This window comes from Klebsiella electrica, assembly GCF_006711645.1.
GTDB lineage: Bacteria > Pseudomonadota > Gammaproteobacteria > Enterobacterales > Enterobacteriaceae > Klebsiella > Klebsiella electrica.
Genome location: NZ_CP041247.1, coordinates 379,087 through 398,051, shown reverse-complemented (window position 1 = coordinate 398,051; position 18,965 = coordinate 379,087). Strand labels below are relative to the sequence as shown.

Here is an 18,965-nt window from a genome sequence, read left to right as displayed (position 1 = left end):
CCTTCTTCGTTATGCGGTCATTATTGTGATAATCTAATCACAAAATATGCATAAAAAATCAGTCAATGGCAACTATAAATCACCGATTGAGGAAGTTTGCCAGCAGCTGATGCCCCTGCTCGCTGAGAATACTCTCCGGGTGGAACTGTACCCCTTCGAGATCCCACTCCCGATGGCGAATCGCCATAATCTCACCGCTTTCGCTGCGAGCCGTCACCTCAAAGCATTCGGGAAGGGTTGCGGGCTCAATCAGCAGAGAGTGGTAGCGAGTGACGGTCAGCGGATTATTCAGCCCCTGAAAGACCCCCTGCCCGTTATGATGGATGGGGGAAGTCTTGCCGTGCATCACTTTCGCCGCTCGCACGATAGTGGCGCCAAAGACCTGGGCAATAGCCTGATGACCAAGGCAAACGCCGAGCAGCGGGATCTGACCGGCATAATGAGCGATCGCCGCCAGCGAAATGCCTGACTCATTCGGCGTGCAGGGTCCGGGAGAGATCACGATTTTCTCCGGCTTCAACGCCGCTATCTCCTCTAGCGTCAACTCATCATTACGCCTGACCTGCACTTGCGCCCCCAGTTCACAGAAGTACTGGTACAAGTTCCAGGTGAAAGAATCATAGTTGTCGATAAGCAGGATCATAGCGGCTCCGGAAAGAATAAAACCGGGCTATTCTACTCAGATTCTCACGCTTCGCTTACCACTTTGCGAAAGATCCGCTCAAGGGGTTCGGGATCGCCCATCGCCCCCAGCTGGTTAGTCTGGCTCCAGCTATCGGGGTCAATATCCCGCCAGTCGAGGACATAGCCGGCGTGAAGCGCCAACTGCTCAAAGAAAATCCGCTGAACCAGGCCGCTACCGATGCGAAACGGGTGCAGGACGTTGATTTCCCCGTAGTACCAGCTCAGACGCGTAACGAACGTCGCGCGACTGACTCCGCTGAGATAGTCCTCTTCCTCCAGCGCCCGCATCAGCGCATTGCCCTCTTTCTCGATCCACGCAAAATGGCAGAATGGGGTATCGCCCTGATAAATATCGACGTCTCTGAATTGCCCCGCCCAGTCGAAGATATCCTGATAGAGCTGATGATGAATAAAACAGAGGTAGGGTAGTCCGCGGCCGCGTGGTCCCAGCGGCAGCGTCGCCGCGCGCAGGGAGGTGATTTCCCAGACCGTTTGCTCCAGACGCTGCGCCTGGCGAATGCCGAGGCGGTTACGCATCACATCGAGCGCAGGATAGAGGTAAGGATCTCGCTCGTCGCCATATTTACTGCTCATGGCGCCTCCCGATTTCGGCAAGACGCGCCAGTGCTTGCCCGGCAGTCAGCGTTACCAGCGGGATCGCTGCGCCTTCCAGGCGAAGGCTGGCCTGAAAATTCATATTGCGGGTCTGTTCCCAGAGTTGGGATTTTTGCTTATCGGTGAGTGAACGCATGGTCGCCTCCCTTATCGTCCCCCGTTTGCCACAAGTATAAGCAGCAATTTCAAGTTACGCAGAGAGGCCGACGAGGCGCGGGTGTGTCACCCGCGTACAGAAAGGCTTATGGCAGCACTTTCGCTGAGAGGATAACGACAGGTTTCGACGGTACATTCTGGTACGGTCCGACATTGTGCGTCTGAACCTGAGAAATCTTATCCGCCACGTCCATGCCTTTCACCACTTTGCCGAAGACCGCATAGCCAAAATCACGCTGCCCGTGGTCAAGGAAGGCGTTGTCCGCAATGTTGATGAAGAACTGGCTGGTGGCGCTGTCCTGATCGGCGGTGCGCGCCATCGCGATCGTACCGCGGGTGTTGCGCAGACCGTTATCGGCTTCGTTTTTAATCGGCGGGTTCGGCTGCTTTTGCTGCATCTGTTCGTTGAAGCCGCCGCCCTGCACCATGAAGCCCGGGATCACGCGATGGAAGGTGGTGTTGTTATAGAAGCCGCTATTCACGTACTTCAGGAAGTTATCCACGGAAATCGGTGCTTTCTGGCTATTTAACTCCAGCTCAATATTGCCCGCAGACGTCGTCAGCAGGACATGAGGATCGCCTTTCGCTGCCATTGCCGGAGATAAAGCTGAAATGGCGAAAACGGCAACCACCGCCGCCAGAGTTGATTTGAGCATGGGAATTCCTTAACGGAGCAGAATAAAAAGCAAGTGCTTTGATTCTAAAGAGCCTTGGCATCCTGGGCCAGCCTTTTACCTAATTTTACGTAGCTGAAATAGTTGTTACGACGTATGCATTGACCAGCACGCCAGACAAAAGCGATCTGCATCACATTAATTAATGCAAAAAGTATTTAATTGCATAATAAACGTTTGCTTACATCACTTGAATGAATAAAATCTGTCCGCCCTGGCGCAGTCAATGCGCTTTACATTCCTATTCACAGGCCAGTCATGACTAACAGCAATCGTATCAAGCTCACATGGATCAGCTTCTTTTCCTACGCCCTCACCGGCGCGCTGGTGATCGTCACCGGAATGGTGATGGGAAATATCGCCGATTATTTCCATCTGCCCGTCTCCAGTATGAGTAACACCTTTACCTTCCTCAACGCCGGTATCCTGATCTCTATCTTCCTGAATGCCTGGCTGATGGAAATTGTGCCGCTGAAAACCCAACTGCGTTTTGGCTTTATTCTGATGGTCCTGGCCGTTGCCGGGCTGATGTTTAGCCACAGCCTGGCTCTGTTTTCCGCGTCCATGTTCGTTCTGGGGCTGGTCAGCGGGATTACCATGTCGATCGGGACCTTCCTGATCACCCATATGTATGAAGGCCGCCAGCGTGGCGCGCGTCTGCTGTTTACCGACTCCTTCTTCAGCATGGCAGGAATGATCTTCCCGATGGTCGCCGCATTCCTGTTGGCCCGCAGCATCGAGTGGTACTGGGTTTATGCCTGCATTGGTCTGGTCTATGTGGCCATCTTTATTCTGACCTTCGGCTGTGAGTTCCCGGTCCTCGGCCAAAAAGCGCCGCACAACAGCCAGCCGGTAGTGAAAGAAAAGTGGGGCATCGGCGTGCTGTTCCTCGCGATTGCGGCGCTGTGCTATATCCTCGGTCAGCTGGGCTTTATCTCCTGGGTACCGGAATATGCCAAGACCCTGGGCATGAGCCTCGCCGATGGCGGTAAGCTGGTGAGCGATTTCTGGATGTCGTACATGATTGGCATGTGGTCATTCAGCTTCATCCTGCGCTTCTTCGACCTGCAGCGCATCCTGACCGTCCTGGCGGGTCTCGCCACCGTACTGATGTACCTGTTCATCAACGGTTCGCCGGAACATATGCCGTGGTTTATTCTGACCCTCGGCTTCTTCTCCAGCGCGATTTACACCTCGCTTATCACGCTGGGTTCGCTACAAACCAAAGTCGCGTCGCCGAAACTGGTGAACTTTGTACTGACCTGCGGCACCATCGGCACCATGCTGACCTTCGTGGTAACCGGTCCGATTGTGGCTGCCAGCGGCCCGCTGGCAGCGCTGCACACCGCTAACGGCCTCTACGCCGTGGTCTTTGTGATGTGTTTAATCCTTGGCTTCGTCTCCCGCCACCGCCAGCACAACGCGGCAACGGCCTCCCACTAAGCCTTTGTTGGCCCCTTTGCCTCAGTGAAGGGGCCGTTTCGGCTAAAGCACAGCTCCTCTCCCCCTCTGTCGGTCTGAATCCAGGTCTGCGCCAGTTGCGTTGTGGCAATGACCCGTCCCTGGCGAATCGACCAGCGCACCGGCACCTGGCAGCGAACCGCTTCAAAGCCATTCTCCGCTGGCAGAATAACCAGATTCGCAGGGTTGCCCGGCGCAATGCCGTAATCGTGCAGACCAAAGGTACGGGCGCTGTTGTCGGTAATCAGCTTCAGGCCATCGTTAATCTGCTGATAGCCCATCAACTGACAAACATGCAACCCCATATGCAACACCTGCAGCATATTGCCGGTACCCAACGGGTACCACGGGTCGAAAACATCATCGTGGCCGAAACAAACGTTAATGCCCGCCGCCATCAACTCCTTCACCCGGGTAATGCCGCGGCGCTTTGGATAGTCGTCAAAGCGCCCCTGGAGGTGAATATTCACCAGCGGGTTGGCGACAAAGTTGATTCCCGAGAGCTTCAGTAACCGGAACAAGCGCGAAGTATAGGCGCCGTTATAGGAGTGCATCGCGGTGGTATGGCTGGCCGTAACCCGTGGGCCAATACCCTCTTTCAACGCCAGAGCCGCCACCGTTTCGACAAACCGCGACTGCTCGTCGTCGATTTCATCGCAGTGAATATCCAGCGGGCGCTGATACTGCTGCGCCAGACGGAAGGCGATATGCAGCGATTCCACGCCATACTCGCGGGTAAACTCAAAGTGCGGAATGGCGCCGACCACATCGGCCCCGAGCCGCAGGGCCTCCTCCAGCAAGGCCTCGCCATTGGGGTAAGATAAAATCCCCTCCTGGGGGAAGGCGACTATCTGCAAATCCACCCACGGCGCGACCTCCTGCTTCACCTCCAGCATCGCCTTTAATGCCGTCAGCGTCGGGTCAGACACGTCAACGTGCGTGCGGACAAACTGAATCCCGTTGGCGATTTGCCACTTCAGCGTCTTCCATGCCCGGGCCTTCACATCTTCGTGACTCAACAGCGCCTTACGTTCCGCCCAGCGCTCAATTCCCTCAAACAGCGTCCCGGACTGATTCCAGTTTGGCTCTCCGGCAGTTTGGGTGGTATCGAGATGGATATGCGGTTCAATAAATGGCGGAATCGCCAGCCCACCGCGTGCGTTGAGCACCTCATAACTTTCGCTGCTGGCATCGCCCATCGGGGTGATATCACCGAAGCAGCCTCTGTCTATCGCTATCTGCCAGAGCCCTTCGCGGTCAGGCAAACGTACGTTCTCAATCAACCAAAGCGGAACTGCTGTCATCTTGATGACTCCCGTGAATAGTGCCGATTTTTCGCCCAACCCATGAACATTCTCCCGCGTCCATTTTGTACACAAAAGCAACAGAAAGGAAAAGCCTGAGTTTTCCATAACTTATAAAAATCCAGTAAAATCATAACCATACCCATTAAGTGGTAGGCGCTGGCGATCTTGATTTGTATCAATAAGTGTCCTGGCTGAATCGTTAAGGTAGGCGGTAATAGAAAAGAAATCGAGGCCAAAATGAGCAAAGTCAGAATCGCTATTATCGGTAACGGCATGGTTGGCCATCGCTTTATCGAAGAGCTTCTTGATAAGGCGCCTGCCGGACAGTTCGACATTACCGTGTTCTGTGAAGAACCCCGTATCGCTTACGACCGCGTCCACCTGTCGTCTTACTTCTCCCACCACACCGCCGAAGAACTCTCGCTGGTCCGTGAAGGTTTTTACGAGAAACATGGCGTTAAGGTCCTGATCGGTGAACGTGCGATTACCATTAACCGCCAGGAGAAAGTGATTCACTCCAGCGCGGGACGCACCGTGTTTTACGATAAGCTGGTGATGGCGACGGGCTCCTATCCGTGGATCCCGCCGATCAAAGGCGCGGAAACTCAGGACTGCTTTGTTTACCGCACCATTGAAGATCTGAACGCAATTGAATCCTGCGCGCGGCGCAGCAAACGCGGCGCCGTCGTCGGCGGCGGCCTGTTGGGTCTCGAAGCCGCCGGCGCGCTGAAGAACCTCGGCGTGGAAACCCACGTCATCGAATTTGCGCCTATGCTGATGGCCGAACAGCTGGATAGTATGGGCGGCGAGCAGCTCAAGCGTAAAATAGAAAGTATGGGCGTGAAGGTCCATACCAGCAAAAATACCAAAGAGATTATCCAGCAGGGCAACGACGCCCGGAAAACCATGCAGTTTGCTGATGGCAGCGAGCTGCAGGTCGATTTTATCGTCTTCTCCACCGGTATTCGTCCACGCGACAAGCTGGCGACCCAGTGCGGCCTGGCCGTGGCGCAGCGCGGCGGTATCGTGATCAATGACACCTGCCAGACCTCCGACCCGGATATCTATGCTATCGGCGAATGCGCCAGCTGGAACAACTGCGTCTACGGTCTGGTGGCGCCGGGTTATAAAATGGCCCAGGTGACCGTCGACCATCTCCTCGGCAACGACAACGGCTTTATCGGGGCCGATCTCAGCGCCAAACTGAAGCTGCTTGGCGTTGACGTGGGCGGCATCGGCGATGCGCATGGCCGCACGCCTGGCGCCCGCAGCTACGTCTATCTTGATGAAAGCAAAGAAGTCTATAAACGACTGATCGTCAGCGAAGACAATAAAGCGCTGCTTGGCGCGGTGCTGGTCGGAGACACCAGCGATTACGGCAATCTGCTGCAGCTGGTGCTCAACGGTATTGAACTACCGGAAAACCCGGACTCGCTGATTCTGCCAGCGCACGCTGGCAGCGGTAAGCCGTCAATCGGCGTCGATAAACTGCCGGACAGCGCGCAAATCTGTTCCTGCTTCGACGTGACCAAAGGGATGCTGATTTCCGCCATCAACAAAGGCTGCCATACCGTCGCCGCGCTGAAAGCTGAAACCAAAGCCGGTACCGGCTGCGGCGGCTGCATTCCACTGGTGACCCAGGTGCTGAACGCCGAACTGGCGAAACAGGGGATCGAAGTGAGCCACAATCTGTGCGAACACTTTGCCTACTCCCGCCAGGAGCTGTTCCACCTGATTCGCGTAGAAGGCATTAAAACCTTCGAAGAGCTGCTGGCGAAACACGGAAAAGGCTACGGCTGCGAAGTGTGTAAGCCGACCGTCGGCTCTCTGTTGGCCTCCTGCTGGAATGAGTACATCCTCAAGCCTCAGCATACGCCGCTGCAGGATACGAACGATAACTTCCTCGCCAACATCCAGAAAGACGGGACCTATTCGGTTATCCCGCGCTCCGCCGGCGGCGAAATTACGCCGGAAGGCCTGGTGGCCGTGGGGCGTATCGCGCGCGAATACAATCTCTACACCAAAATCACCGGTTCCCAGCGTATCGGCCTGTTCGGCGCGCAAAAAGACGACCTGCCGGAGATCTGGCGTCAGCTGATTGAAGCGGGCTTCGAAACCGGCCACGCCTATGCCAAAGCGCTACGTATGGCGAAAACCTGCGTCGGCAGCACCTGGTGCCGCTACGGCGTCGGCGACAGCGTAGGCTTCGGCGTCGAGCTGGAAAACCGCTACAAAGGCATCCGCACGCCGCACAAAATAAAGTTTGGCGTCTCCGGCTGCACCCGCGAATGTGCGGAAGCACAGGGTAAAGACGTGGGGATTATCGCCACCGAGAAGGGCTGGAATTTATATGTCTGCGGCAACGGCGGGATGAAGCCGCGCCACGCCGACCTGCTGGCCGCCGATCTTGATCGCGAAACGCTGCTCAGCTACCTCGATCGCTTTATGATGTTCTATATCCGCACCGCCGATAAGCTGACGCGTACCGCGCCGTGGTTAGACAACATGGAAGGCGGCATCGATTACCTGAAGCGCGTCATTATCGACGACAAGCTGGGTCTGAACGCCCACCTGGAAGCAGAGCTGGCGCGTCTGCGTGACGCTGTCGCCTGCGAGTGGACCGAGACGGTCAACAATCCGGCGGCGCAAACCCGTTTCAAACACTTTATCAACAGCAACCAGCGCGACCCGAATGTGCAGGTCGTCCCGGAACGCGAGCAGCACCGCCCGGCAACGCCGTATGAGCGTATCCCGGTCACTCTGGTGGAGGAAAACGCATGAGCCAGTGGGTAAACATCTGCAAGATTGACGATATTCTGCCTGCAACCGGCGTCTGCGCGCTGCTGGGCCAGCAGCAGGTCGCCCTGTTCCGGCCTTACCACGACGATCGGGTCTATGCGATCAGCAATATTGACCCGTTCTTCAATGCCAGCGTGCTGTCGCGAGGCATCATTGCCGAACATGAGGGTGAACTGTGGGTCGCCAGCCCATTGAAGAAACAGCGCTTTCGTCTGCGCGACGGCCTGTGCATGGAAGATGAAAGCCACTCCATAGCGCATTTTGACTCGCGCGTAAAAGACGGCAACGTTCAGCTGAAGGCATGATGCCCTGAGGTTCCCGCCGCGCCCCGGCGGGAGCCATATTTTCTTCTTATGCCAACTAAGCGGTAGGCGCCCGAAAAATCGTATATTGTGCCCTCCCTCTGCTGCTATGCTACGACCGCTTACCCTCTCCCACTGCTTTGCTGCGAGGATGTTCCGTGGATCACTTACCTATTTTCTGTCAGCTGCGCGATCGCGACTGCTTACTGGTCGGCGGCGGTGATGTTGCCGAACGCAAGGCGCGCCTGCTGCTCGATGCCGGCGCCAGAGTCACAGTCAACGCGCTGACGTTCTCGCCGCAGTTCCATGTGTGGGCTGATTCGCAGATGCTGACCCTGGTGCAAGCGCCGTTTAACCCGGCGCTTCTCGACCCCTGCTGGCTGGCCATCGCCGCCACCGACGATGAGGATGTCAATCAGCAGGTCAGCGACGCCGCCGAGGCGCGGCGGATATTCTGTAACGTGGTGGATGCGCCGCAGCAGGCCAGCTTTATTATGCCGTCGATCATTGACCGCTCGCCGCTGATGGTCGCCGTCTCCTCTGGCGGTACCTCACCGGTACTGGCGCGTCTGCTGCGCGAAAAGCTGGAGTCGATTCTGCCGCTCCATTTAGGCCAGTTGGCCCGCTATGCCGGCCAGCTGCGTTCGCGGGTGAAAAAACAGTTTGCGACGGTCGGCGAACGCCGACGTTTCTGGGAAAAGCTGTTCGTCAACGACCGTCTGGCGCAATCGCTGGCCAATGAAGACCGCCAGGCCGTTGCCGATACTACCGAGCAACTGCTGACGGAGCCGCTGGATCATCGCGGCGAAGTGGTGCTGGTCGGCGCCGGCCCCGGCGATGCCGGGCTGCTAACCCTCAAAGGGCTCCAGCAGATTCAGCAGGCTGATGTCGTGGTGTATGACCGTCTGGTCTCCGACGACATTATGAATCTGGTACGTCGCGACGCCGATCGGATTTTCGTCGGCAAACGCGCGGGCTATCACTGCGTGCCGCAGGAAGAGATTAACCAGATCCTGCTGCGCGAGGCGCAGAACGGACGTCGCGTGGTGCGTCTGAAAGGCGGCGATCCCTTTATTTTTGGCCGTGGCGGCGAAGAGCTGGAAACCCTGTGCCACGCCGGAATCCCCTTCTCGGTGGTGCCAGGCATTACCGCGGCTTCAGGCTGTTCCGCCTATTCTGGTATCCCGTTGACCCATCGCGATTTCGCCCAGGGGGTCCGCCTGATCACCGGCCATCTGAAGACTGGCGGCGAGCTGGATTGGCAAAACCTGGCGGTAGAGAAACAGACGCTGGTGTTTTACATGGGGCTGAACCAGGCCTCAGCTATCAGAGAGAACCTGATTGCTCACGGCATGGCCGCGGATATGCCCGCGGCTATCGTTGAGAACGGCACGGCGGTCAGCCAAAGAGTGGTCTCCGGCACCTTAGATCAGCTGGATATTCTGGCGCAGCAAATGGCCAGTCCGGCGCTGATTATCGTTGGCCGCGTAGTCAGCCTGCGCGACAAGCTGAACTGGTTCTCACATCACTGATACTTAACCCGGCTCAGGCTCGCGGACGCGGACGCGGACGCGGACGCGGACGCGGCGAAACTGACCGGTAAACATCTATCGCACACGCTTAAAATACAAAAGGGCGGAATTTATCCGCCCTTTGCTGTCTCTCGCCCGGCTATCGCTTACGGCTTAGCCACAAAACCAATGGCTTCATAGACCGCTTTCAGCGTTTGCGACGCGCGCGCGCTGGCTTTTTCAGCCCCGTCTCTCATCACCTGATTGAGGAGCGCTTCGTCGTTACGGAAGCGGTTATAGCGCTCCTGCAGCTCCAGCAGCATACCGGACACCGCATCAGCGACTTCGCCTTTCAGGTGACCATACATTTTGCCTTCGAAATGCTGCTCCAGCTGCGGAATACTCTGCCCGGTAACGCCCGAGAGGATATCCAGCAGGTTGGAAACGCCGGCTTTATTCTGCTGGTCATAGCGAACAACAGGCGGCTCATCACCGTCGGTCATTGCACGCTTGATCTTCTTCACCACCGATTTCGGGTCTTCCAGCAGGCCGATCACGTTATTGCGGTTGTCGTCTGACTTGGACATTTTCTTGGTCGGCTCAAGCAGGGACATCACGCGGGCGCCGGATTTAGGAATAAACGGCTCAGGCACTTTAAACACTTCGCCGTAAAGGGCGTTGAAGCGCTGCGCGATATCGCGGCTCAACTCGAGGTGCTGTTTCTGATCTTCGCCGACCGGAACCTGGTTGGTCTGATACAGCAGAATGTCCGCCGCCATCAGCACCGGATAGTCAAACAGACCGGCGTTAATGTTTTCCGAATAGCGCGCCGACTTGTCTTTGAACTGGGTCATACGGCTCAGTTCACCGAAATAGGTGTAGCAGTTCAGCGCCCAGCCCAGCTGCGCGTGCTCCGGCACGTGCGACTGAACGAAGATGGTGCTTTTCTCAGGATCGATACCACATGCCAGGTAAAGCGCCAGAGTATCCAGCGTCGCTTTACGCAGTTTCTCAGGATCCTGACGCGCGGTGATGGCATGCAAATCCACGATGCAGTAGATGCAGTGATAATCATCCTGCATGCTCACCCACTGACGCAGCGCACCCATATAGTTGCCAATGGTCAATTCACCTGAGGGCTGTGCGCCACTAAAAACGATGGGCTTAGTCATTTTTCAATTCCTGAGTTTCACTGTACGGTAGCCCGAGTGCGGGCAAGAGTTCATTAAATTGGTCGAAAATGTAGTCCGGTTCGCTGAGCGCAATCGACTCGCCGTAGTTATACCCGTAGGTCAGCCCGATAGAGCGGCAGCCAGCGGCTTTAGCCGCCTGGATATCATTACGTGAATCACCAACGAACAGCAGCTCAGCAGGCGCCAGCCCCAGCTTCTGCGCCACAAGCAGCAGCGGATCCGGATGGGGTTTTTTATTCTTCACATCATCACCGCCGATGACGACCGTAAAATATTTCGCGATATCCAACGCTTCGAGAATTGGTGCAACGAACGGCGTCGGCTTGTTGGTCACCAGCGCCAGCGGCAGGCCTTTCGCATGCAGTGCGCCGAGCGTATCAGCCACCGACGGGAACAGAAAACTGCCCTCTTCCGCCGCTTCAGCATAGTAGCGATCGAACAGCTTGCGCAGCACCATTAGCTGCTCTGCCTGGGGAATATCGTCATGATCGACGGAAGGTTTCCCCATCGCGGCACGCTGAGTTGCGCGCTCCTGACGCGCCCAGTTCAGGGCCCGCTCCATCAGAACATCCGCCCCGTTACCGATCCAGGTGACGACGCGCGCCTCGCCCGCCATCGGCAGCTCCAGCGCATAGAGCGCGCTATCAACCGCAGCCGTCAAACCCGGCGCGCTGTCGACCAGCGTGCCGTCAAGGTCAAAGGCGACACCGCGAACAGAGTGTAATTTATCCATGACTAACCTTTGCTAATTCACTACGCATTTGATCAATAACCTCCTTGTAGTCCGGACGATCGAAAATCGCCGAACCGGCAACAAACATATCCGCGCCTGCCGCCGCAATATCCGCAATGTTGCTGACCTTCACGCCGCCGTCGACTTCCAGACGAATGTCATAACCCGACGCATCGATGCGCTGCCGCACTTCACGCAGTTTATCCAGAGTCTGGGGGATAAACGACTGGCCGCCGAAACCCGGGTTAACGGACATCAGCAGGATCACGTCCAGCTTATCCATCACATAATCAAGGTAGCTCAGCGACGTGGCCGGGTTAAACACCAGGCCGGCTTTACAGCCATGTTCTTTGATAAGCTGCAGGCTGCGATCGACGTGCTCAGAGGCTTCGGGGTGGAAGGTGATGATGCTGGCACCCGCCGCGGCGAAATCAGGGATGATGCGGTCGACCGGTTTCACCATCAGGTGCACGTCGATCGGGGCGGTGATGCCGTAGTTGCGTAGTGCTTTCAGAACCATAGGGCCGATGGTCAGATTCGGCACGTAGTGGTTGTCCATCACGTCAAAGTGCACAACGTCCGCACCTGCAGCCAGCGCTTTGGCGGTATCTTCACCCAGGCGGGCAAAATCAGCCGACAGAATCGAAGGGGCAATCAAATACTGCTTCATCCGCATCTCCTTGAAATTATTTAGTCTTGGGCGGACGGTAAAGAGCCAGAAGCTCGTCCACCTTCTTTCGTGTACCACCGTTGCTGCTGATACTGCGTCGCACTTTGACGACATGCAGTTTAGCCTGACGATACCATTCGCGCGTTAGCGCCGTATCGTGGTTGGAAATCAGAACCGGAACCCGCTGCTCCAGCAGGTTCTCCGCCAGCTGCGCCAGATGGGCCTGCTGCTCAGCGTTAAAGCTGTTCGTATGATAGGCCGTAAAATTGGCGGTAGACGACAATGGCGCATACGGGGGATCGCAATAGACCACTGAAGAACCGTCCGCACGCGCCATGCTGTCGGCATACGATTCGCAATAGAAGTACGCATTCTGCGCCTTTTGGGCAAAATGATACAGCTCAGCTTCCGGGAAGTAGGGCTTCTTATAACGGCCAAACGGGACGTTAAATTCGCCGCGCAGATTATAGCGACACAGGCCATTGTAACCATGGCGGTTCAGATACAGGAACAGCACCGCACGCCGCAGCGGATCCTGGCTTTCGTTGAATTCAGTACGGAACTGGTAGTACGGCTCTGCTGCGTTATTCTCGGGCGTAAACATGTCTCGCGCCGCCGCAACGTATTCATCCGTCTGCAATTTAACGATGTTGTAAAGACCGATCAGGTCGCTGTTGATGTCCGCCAGAATATAACGAGAAAAGTCGGTATTAAGAAATACCGACCCTGCGCCAACAAAGGGCTCAATCAGACAATCGCCTTGCGGCAAATGTTTTTTAATATCGTCAAGCAGGGGGTATTTCCCCCCTGCCCATTTCAGAAAAGCGCGATTCTTTTTCACATGCTGCCTAACTAATTACCACATTCTCCGGCTGTGGAGAAAGCTCCGACAGCATCCTGCGCTTAAGACTACACCGCACTTACTTCAGATCGGCCTGCACCTGATGCAGCGGTTTCGCCCACGGGTTTTTCGCCTGCACATCCGCTGGCAGAGTGGCGACAGCACGCTTCGCTTCATCTTTCGAAGCATAGATACCGCTGACCAGTACATACCATGGCTGACCGTTACGCGTAGTCTCGTAGACGACATATTTATCCAGCTTCTCTTTCTTCGCCCAGCTATTCAGGTTGTTGTAGTTGGAGGAGCTGCTGAGTTGCAGAGTGTAGTTACCCGCCGGCGCCGATTTCATCGAGCTGACATCGCCCGCGGTTTTACCCCCGGCAGTCGCCGCCGGAGCCGCCGTCGCCGCAGCGGTAGCCGCAGGTGCGGTCGCGGTTGTCGTCGGCTTAGTCGTCTGTGCGGTGGCAACCGGTTTTTCCGGCTGAGCGACAGGCGCTTTCACCGGCGTGGCTGCTGCGGTGCTTTCGACACGCTTAGACTGGACCGGTTTCGCTTCAACTGGCGCTTTCGCCACCGGTTTCGGCTCAATCACCGTATGCTTGCGCTCTACCGGACGCTGAGCGGCGGCAGTCTGATGTTCCGTTGTTGCCTGGCGTGGAACGGCGCCATTACGAACAGGAGCAACGGTCGCCGGTTCAGTCGGCAGCGTGGAGTTCGCAACGGCGCTGTCAATCTGGCCCTGCTGCTGAGTCAAGGCATTATTTAGATCGCCCTGAACCTCAACACGCTGCTGTCCCTGCGGCTCGGCGGCAGTCTGGCCCTGAGTCGGGTTAGACGCGATCGGCGGCAGAGAAACATCCTGCTGCGGGTTGTTCGCCGCTGTCTGGCCCTGAGCGGCAGGCTGACCATTACCAGACTGTCCATTGTCAGACTGATCGCCTGACAGATTAATGCTCTTCTCGCCTGACGCGGTTTGTTCACTGGAAGAGGATGGCGACTTCAGCGCAGAGCCAATGCCAACGATCAGCAGCAGCAGCACGAGAATCCCCACCCCCATCATAATATACTGGCGGGAGGCTGGCTTCGCGGGCGCTTTCTTGCGCTTGCGCGGGCGACGCTCAACCGGCTGCTCTTCGGACTCGTCTTCAGACTCTACGTCCGCTTCATACTCTTCTTCATCGCGCTCACGGCGTGCTTTGCTGGCGCGCGTCGGACGGCTGTCGTCCGCATCAAGATCGACATCATCAAAATTGATCTGCGGATCGCTATCGCGCTCGGAAGATTGACGGGAACGACCAGTACGACGATCGCTGCGATCGGCTTTCAGATCGTCTTCTGGTTTTAATTCATCCATTTAACACCCCACTAAAAGGCTTATGCTCACGACTATTGCATGTCACCCGAAATGATAACGCCGCGCGGACGCGGCTAGACCTTCTTATTGTTGCGCTAACTGAGTATCAGCAATCGCGCCAAGAACTACATCATGCGACACTCCGCCGCGAACTTCGCTTTTCCCTATTGCCAGCGGTAGCACCAGCCGCATTTCGCCTGCCAGCACCTTTTTATCACGCATCATGTGGGGCAGATACGCCTGCGCAGTCATCTCCTGCGGCCCACGTACCGGCAAGCCCGCACGCTGCAGCAGCGTCACAATACGCTGTGTATCCTGTGCGCTGAACTGACCTAATCGCTCGGACGTATGCGCGGCCATCACCATGCCAGCAGCAACGGCCTCGCCGTGTAACCAGTTACCGTAGCCCATTTCGGCTTCAATAGCATGGCCAAAAGTATGTCCAAGATTGAGTAAAGCACGTAACCCGGTTTCGCGCTCGTCGGCAGCGACAACTTCGGCTTTCAGCTCACAACAACGGCGAATACAGTACGCCATCGCCTTCTCATCAAGCGCCATCAGCGCATCGATATTGCTTTCCAGCCAGTTGAAAAACTCACCGTCGAGGATAATGCCGTATTTGATCACTTCGGCCAGTCCGGAAGAGAGTTCACGGGCCGGCAACGTCTTAAGACAGTTGAGATCGACGACCACGGAAACCGGCTGCCAGAAGGCACCAATCATGTTCTTACCAAGAGGGTGATTGACGGCCGTCTTGCCGCCGACCGAAGAGTCCACCTGCGACAGCAGAGTGGTGGGAATCTGGATAAAACGCACGCCGCGCTGATAGCTAGCCGCAGCAAAGCCGGTTAAATCGCCGACCACGCCGCCACCGAGCGCCACCAGAGTGGTGTCACGACCGTGCGGTTTTTGCAGTAAAGCGGTAAAGACGGAGTCCATTACCGTCAGGCTTTTGTACTGCTCGCCGTCGGGTAGAATGACGCTATCGACCTTAACCCCCGCCTGCTCCAGTACAGAGCGAACGTTATCCAGATAAAGCGGCGCCAGCGTTTCATTGGTAACCAGCATAACCTGGTCGCCTGATTTCAGTGGCAGGAAGGAAGCTGGATCGTTAAACAAACCAGCCGCGATGGTAATCGGGTAACTACGTTCCCCGAGGGTTACAGTAAGCCTCTCCATAACGCGACGTCCACCTCAGTTGCTTTTACTCTGACGCTCTTTATTAAGCCAGAATCAATTGCTTTCCAGCATATGAATAATCTGGTTTGCCACTACTTTTGCGCTCTGATCGTCGGTACGGATAGTGACGTCAGCAATCTCTTCATACAGTGGGTTGCGTTCGTCGGCCAACGCTTCAAGAACTTCGCGAGGCGGCGCTTCAACTTGTAATAGAGGACGCTTTTTATCACGCTGCGTACGGGCAAGCTGCTTTTCGATCGTGGTTTCCAGGTACACCACCACGCCGCGGGCGGAGAGACGGTTACGCGTTTCACGGGATTTCACAGAGCCGCCGCCAGTCGCCAGCACGATTCCCTGTTTTTCCGTCAACTCATTGATGATCTTCTCTTCACGGTCGCGGAAGCCGTCTTCACCTTCGACATCGAAAACCCAGCCCACATCTGCGCCAGTGCGTTTCTCAATCTCTTGATCAGAATCGTAAAATTCCATATTGAGCTGTTGGGCTAACTGGCGCCCAATAGTGCTTTTGCCGGCACCCATAGGCCCAACCAGAAAGATATTGCGTTTCTCTGCCATTTTTTCGGTACTACTAAGACTATTCGTTAATGGTAAACCCGCTTCGCGAATACCCAGCGCAGCAGGACATGAACTGAAACCTCATATGCAATAGAGCGAGAGTCAGACTAAAAATTATCTCAATACTCAGGCAGGTTTGGCAACTGAATATACTCGTCATTATTCAAACTACCTCGCCGTCGGCTGCACTTATCCGCCTCCAGCTGCATAGTTATCTATGTTTCTGGGGGTAGCCTCGACGCATCCTGAATGATCTTGTGGATAAATCACCGGACAAAAAGGGAGGATTGATGCCGAACCCGACTCTCAAATCGGTACCCCTTGTATGCTAAATCCGTCCTCACGTCAAACACCTGAAACGTGTTTAGCAAGAAAAACCGCTTAATGCACTGCCAGAATTCGTGGAGTAATGAAGACAACCAGTTCACGCCGTTCGTTATCTTTACCGTCACGACGAAACAGCTGACCGAGCAGCGGGATATCACCCAGTAGCGGAACGCTGTCGCGGGCAGATTTCTTTTTTTGCGAAAATATTCCGCCCAGAGCCAGCGTTTCGCCGCTTTTCACTTCAACCTGGGTCTCAATTTCCTGTTTATCGATAGCCAACGCTTCGCCATTTTCCTGTTTCAGAACCTGGCCCGGCGTATTCTCCGTAATGCGCAGTTTCAGGCGCACGCGATTCTGTTGCAGAACCGTTGGCGTGACCTCCATTCCCAGTACCGCCTCTTTAAACTCAATCGCCGTGGCGCCGCTTTCCCCGCTGGAGACCTGATAGGGGATTTCACTCCCCTGTTTGATGCTGGCGGGTTGCATATGAGAGGCCAGCAAACGCGGGCTGGCGATAATTTCCACCTGCTGTTTTTGTTCCAGCGCCGAAAGCTCCAGCTCCAGCAATCGCCCGCTCAGGCGGCCGATATTAAACCCCACGCGGGTGCTGGCGTCGTTCACCGCCTGATGGCTGCTTAAGGTCGTCAGCTTACCGGAACCCGGCGCGCTGCTGGCTTCGGCCATGCTCCATTTCACCCCCAGCTCACGCAGGCTGGTTTCACTCATCGAGACGATATGTGCCGCCAGCTCGACCTGACCGACCGGCAGATCCATCTCCTGAGCCCACGCCACCAGCGCCGACAGATGTGAAGCATCGTCGTAAATGAACAGGCGATTGGTGCGTTTATCCACCGTCAGGCTTCCTCGGGCGCTGAGCAATTTATCCCCAGCCTTTACCAGCTCGCTCGCATCGGCATGCTGCAGCACCACGCTCTGCCTCTGCAAAGGCAGGTTCTGCAATTGCTTCGCGCGCGCCGCCTCTTGTTGCGCCTGCCGCGTATTTTGCCAGGCCAGAGTATGCACATACAGTACCGTGCCCTGCTGGTTAGATATCAGCCCGGCGCTATCAGTCACCGCGCGCAATGCCTGCTGCCAGGGCACGTTTTTCAGATGAAGCGACACCGTACCGCTGACGTCAGGCGCCACGACCAGATTTTTTTGCTGCATCCCGGCCAGCGTTTGCAGCACCTGGGCAACCGGCACATCATCAACCACCAGCGACACGGGGTTCTCATTTTTTGCCGTCGCTATCGCTGGCAGCAGCAGAAACAGCAGGCTTATCCATCGCATCATGTTTTACTCCTTTTTCGCGCAGCCATGCCCAATGCGCGGGTTCGCATCCAGGCCCTGTTGTTATTTCAACCCGCTCCGCCGTCAGCACACGGATTCGCCAGCCCCCCGGCAAAACGTCATCTTGTCGCACCCGGCGCCATTGGCTGCGATGGTCCAGTAAATAGCCCACCCAATAGTGCGGATGACCGACCGCGCCACCATAGCGCCATTGCGCCAGCTGTGCCGTCTGGCAGCGATCCTCCGCAGGCAGAAACGGATCGCGCTCGTCGGCCAACAATGGAAGCGGCAGCGCAAGCAGCCACAGCAGACGCCCGCCCTTACTCCACATCTTCGGCCTCCAGCTGCAGCGTCATCAGGAGCGCCTCTTTTTCCGGTCGCAGCGAAAAACCCGTTACGCGCATCCCACACTCCGCCAGCCAGGAAAACAGCGCTGGGACCGCCTGCCAGCTGGCCTCCAGCAGCAGCTCACCACCGCGCCCCGACGGGCGCCAGGTCACCAGCATGGCACCTGATACCGGCAGTGCAATCGGGGAGAACAGCAATCGCTTTCGCTCATCCGGGGGGATATTTTGCAAGGCGGTTCGCAGCGGCATTAAGCGAAGCCACTGCTGGCGCAGACGGAGATGTCCGTCGGTTTCTGGCGGTGGAGGCGAAGCTGGCAGCCGCAAAAAAATTACCGCGACCAGCCCCAGAACAATCGGCAGCGCGAGCCACCCGCCACGCAGAGAAAAAAATGCCGTCATTCCACGTTCAATGAGTGCCTGCATCAGCGTGTTCTCCGCTCAGGGAAAAGCGAAACTGCCAGCGCCCCTGTTCACCGCGGCGCGTTTCACCGGCTCTGGCTGGTTTGAACCCGGCAACCGCGTTCAGCGCTTTTTCCAGCCCCGCCACGGCGTTAAGATTCAGCGCCAGACCGCTTAACATCAGGGTATCGCGCTGGTATTCCAGCCGGGTTAACCAGGCCTGCTCCGGTAACTGCGCGGCGATTGCCCGCAATCGGGGTTGCCAGGCCTCGGTTAATGCCCGTCTTTGCTGTCGCAGGCGCTGCCGCTGTACTTGCTGCTGCCGCTCCAGCATGCTGTTTTCGCGTTGCCGGAGCGCGGAACTGAGCTGGTTTTCAGCCGCGGCTCTCACCGCAGCCAGCGCCTCAACCGCATGACGTTCTGCCCGGTGAACCTGGGCAACCGTCAGTAAGATCAATAGCAACCCCGCCGCGTACAGCAGCGTGACACGCAGCCGCTGGCGGCGACGCGCTTCACGCCATGGCAAAAAATTCACCGCCATCGTCAT

General features: G+C 56.5%; 20 protein-coding genes. 4 read left to right on the top strand and 16 right to left on the bottom strand.

What is annotated here, in order from left to right; genetic code table 11:
* Window positions 1-79: 79 nt before the first annotated feature.
* The 4 genes from pabA to ppiA all read right to left on the bottom strand — a co-directional run bounded on the left by pabA (window position 80) and on the right by ppiA (window position 2,111).
* Window positions 80-643, bottom strand: a complete 564-nt coding sequence (pabA, locus tag Electrica_RS01785; RefSeq protein WP_141963238.1) for an aminodeoxychorismate synthase component 2 — start codon at window positions 641-643, stop codon at window positions 80-82.
* A gap of 44 nt (window positions 644-687) precedes the next feature.
* Complete coding sequence (locus tag Electrica_RS01780) at window positions 688-1,278, bottom strand: putative adenosine monophosphate-protein transferase Fic (RefSeq protein WP_141963235.1); 591 nt, start codon at window positions 1,276-1,278, stop codon at window positions 688-690.
* Window positions 1,268-1,435 (bottom strand): YhfG family protein, encoded by a 168-nt coding sequence (locus Electrica_RS01775; protein WP_100684416.1) that lies wholly within the window; start codon window positions 1,433-1,435, stop codon window positions 1,268-1,270. Before Electrica_RS01775 ends, Electrica_RS01780 begins: the two co-directional genes overlap by 11 nt.
* Before the next feature lie 106 nt (window positions 1,436-1,541).
* The gene (gene ppiA, locus Electrica_RS01770; protein ID WP_141963233.1) at window positions 1,542-2,111 is read right to left on the bottom strand and encodes a peptidylprolyl isomerase A; all 570 of its coding nucleotides are present in this window, start codon (window positions 2,109-2,111) and stop codon (window positions 1,542-1,544) included.
* Window positions 2,112-2,387: 276 nt separating this feature from the next.
* Between ppiA and tsgA the strand changes: the two genes are divergently transcribed.
* A complete protein-coding gene (gene tsgA / locus Electrica_RS01765) occupies window positions 2,388-3,572 on the top strand; it encodes an MFS transporter TsgA (protein ID WP_131049124.1) in 1,185 nt (394 codons plus the stop codon).
* Here the strand turns inward: tsgA and Electrica_RS01760 are convergent.
* Complete coding sequence (locus Electrica_RS01760) at window positions 3,569-4,894, bottom strand: cytosine deaminase (protein ID WP_131049125.1); 1,326 nt, start codon at window positions 4,892-4,894, stop codon at window positions 3,569-3,571. The two genes, tsgA and Electrica_RS01760, sit on opposite strands and share 4 nt — an antisense overlap.
* A gap of 240 nt (window positions 4,895-5,134) precedes the next feature.
* Between Electrica_RS01760 and nirB the strand changes: the two genes are divergently transcribed.
* The 3 genes from nirB to cysG all read left to right on the top strand — a co-directional run bounded on the left by nirB (window position 5,135) and on the right by cysG (window position 9,530).
* On the top strand, window positions 5,135-7,678 hold the full coding sequence (gene nirB, locus Electrica_RS01750) for a nitrite reductase large subunit NirB (protein WP_141963229.1): 2,544 nt from the start codon (window positions 5,135-5,137) through the stop codon (window positions 7,676-7,678).
* Window positions 7,675-8,001, top strand: coding sequence for a nitrite reductase small subunit NirD (gene nirD, locus Electrica_RS01745; RefSeq protein WP_100684421.1), 327 nt, complete (start codon window positions 7,675-7,677; stop codon window positions 7,999-8,001). The genes nirB and nirD overlap by 4 nt, the downstream gene beginning before the upstream one ends.
* Before the next feature lie 155 nt (window positions 8,002-8,156).
* A complete protein-coding gene (gene cysG / locus Electrica_RS01740) occupies window positions 8,157-9,530 on the top strand; it encodes a siroheme synthase CysG (protein ID WP_100684422.1) in 1,374 nt (457 codons plus the stop codon).
* Window positions 9,531-9,676: 146 nt separating this feature from the next.
* On the opposite strand, the gene trpS is transcribed toward cysG, so the two are convergent.
* The 11 genes from trpS to Electrica_RS01685 all read right to left on the bottom strand — a co-directional run bounded on the left by trpS (window position 9,677) and on the right by Electrica_RS01685 (window position 18,965).
* Window positions 9,677-10,681 carry a tryptophan--tRNA ligase gene (gene trpS, locus Electrica_RS01735; protein ID WP_100684423.1) on the bottom strand — a complete coding sequence of 335 codons (1,005 nt, stop codon included), beginning with the start codon at window positions 10,679-10,681 and terminating at the stop codon, window positions 9,677-9,679.
* A complete protein-coding gene (gph, locus tag Electrica_RS01730; protein ID WP_141963228.1) occupies window positions 10,674-11,435 on the bottom strand; it encodes a phosphoglycolate phosphatase in 762 nt (253 codons plus the stop codon). Before gph ends, trpS begins: the two co-directional genes overlap by 8 nt.
* Window positions 11,428-12,105: a ribulose-phosphate 3-epimerase gene (gene rpe, locus Electrica_RS01725; RefSeq protein ID WP_100684425.1), complete on the bottom strand. Its 678-nt coding sequence runs from the start codon at window positions 12,103-12,105 to the stop codon at window positions 11,428-11,430. The genes gph and rpe overlap by 8 nt, the downstream gene beginning before the upstream one ends.
* Window positions 12,106-12,121: 16 nt before the next feature.
* The gene (gene dam / locus Electrica_RS01720) at window positions 12,122-12,946 is read right to left on the bottom strand and encodes an adenine-specific DNA-methyltransferase (RefSeq protein WP_141963226.1); all 825 of its coding nucleotides are present in this window, start codon (window positions 12,944-12,946) and stop codon (window positions 12,122-12,124) included.
* A gap of 79 nt (window positions 12,947-13,025) precedes the next feature.
* Window positions 13,026-14,300: a cell division protein DamX gene (gene damX / locus Electrica_RS01715; protein ID WP_141963224.1), complete on the bottom strand. Its 1,275-nt coding sequence runs from the start codon at window positions 14,298-14,300 to the stop codon at window positions 13,026-13,028.
* An 84-nt stretch (window positions 14,301-14,384) separates the two neighbouring features.
* Window positions 14,385-15,479: a 3-dehydroquinate synthase gene (gene aroB / locus Electrica_RS01710; protein ID WP_100684428.1), complete on the bottom strand. Its 1,095-nt coding sequence runs from the start codon at window positions 15,477-15,479 to the stop codon at window positions 14,385-14,387.
* Window positions 15,480-15,533: 54 nt separating this feature from the next.
* A complete protein-coding gene (gene aroK / locus Electrica_RS01705; RefSeq protein WP_004868452.1) occupies window positions 15,534-16,055 on the bottom strand; it encodes a shikimate kinase AroK in 522 nt (173 codons plus the stop codon).
* A 381-nt stretch (window positions 16,056-16,436) separates the two neighbouring features.
* The gene (hofQ, locus tag Electrica_RS01700) at window positions 16,437-17,675 is read right to left on the bottom strand and encodes a DNA uptake porin HofQ (RefSeq protein ID WP_141963222.1); all 1,239 of its coding nucleotides are present in this window, start codon (window positions 17,673-17,675) and stop codon (window positions 16,437-16,439) included.
* Window positions 17,614-18,003 carry a HofP DNA utilization family protein gene (locus Electrica_RS01695; protein ID WP_100684430.1) on the bottom strand — a complete coding sequence of 130 codons (390 nt, stop codon included), beginning with the start codon at window positions 18,001-18,003 and terminating at the stop codon, window positions 17,614-17,616. The genes hofQ and Electrica_RS01695 overlap by 62 nt, the downstream gene beginning before the upstream one ends.
* A complete protein-coding gene (locus tag Electrica_RS01690; RefSeq protein WP_141963220.1) occupies window positions 17,993-18,442 on the bottom strand; it encodes a HofO family protein in 450 nt (149 codons plus the stop codon). Before Electrica_RS01690 ends, Electrica_RS01695 begins: the two co-directional genes overlap by 11 nt.
* Entirely contained in the window at window positions 18,426-18,965 is a 540-nt protein-coding gene (locus Electrica_RS01685) for a PilN domain-containing protein (RefSeq protein WP_141963218.1), read from the bottom strand. Before Electrica_RS01685 ends, Electrica_RS01690 begins: the two co-directional genes overlap by 17 nt.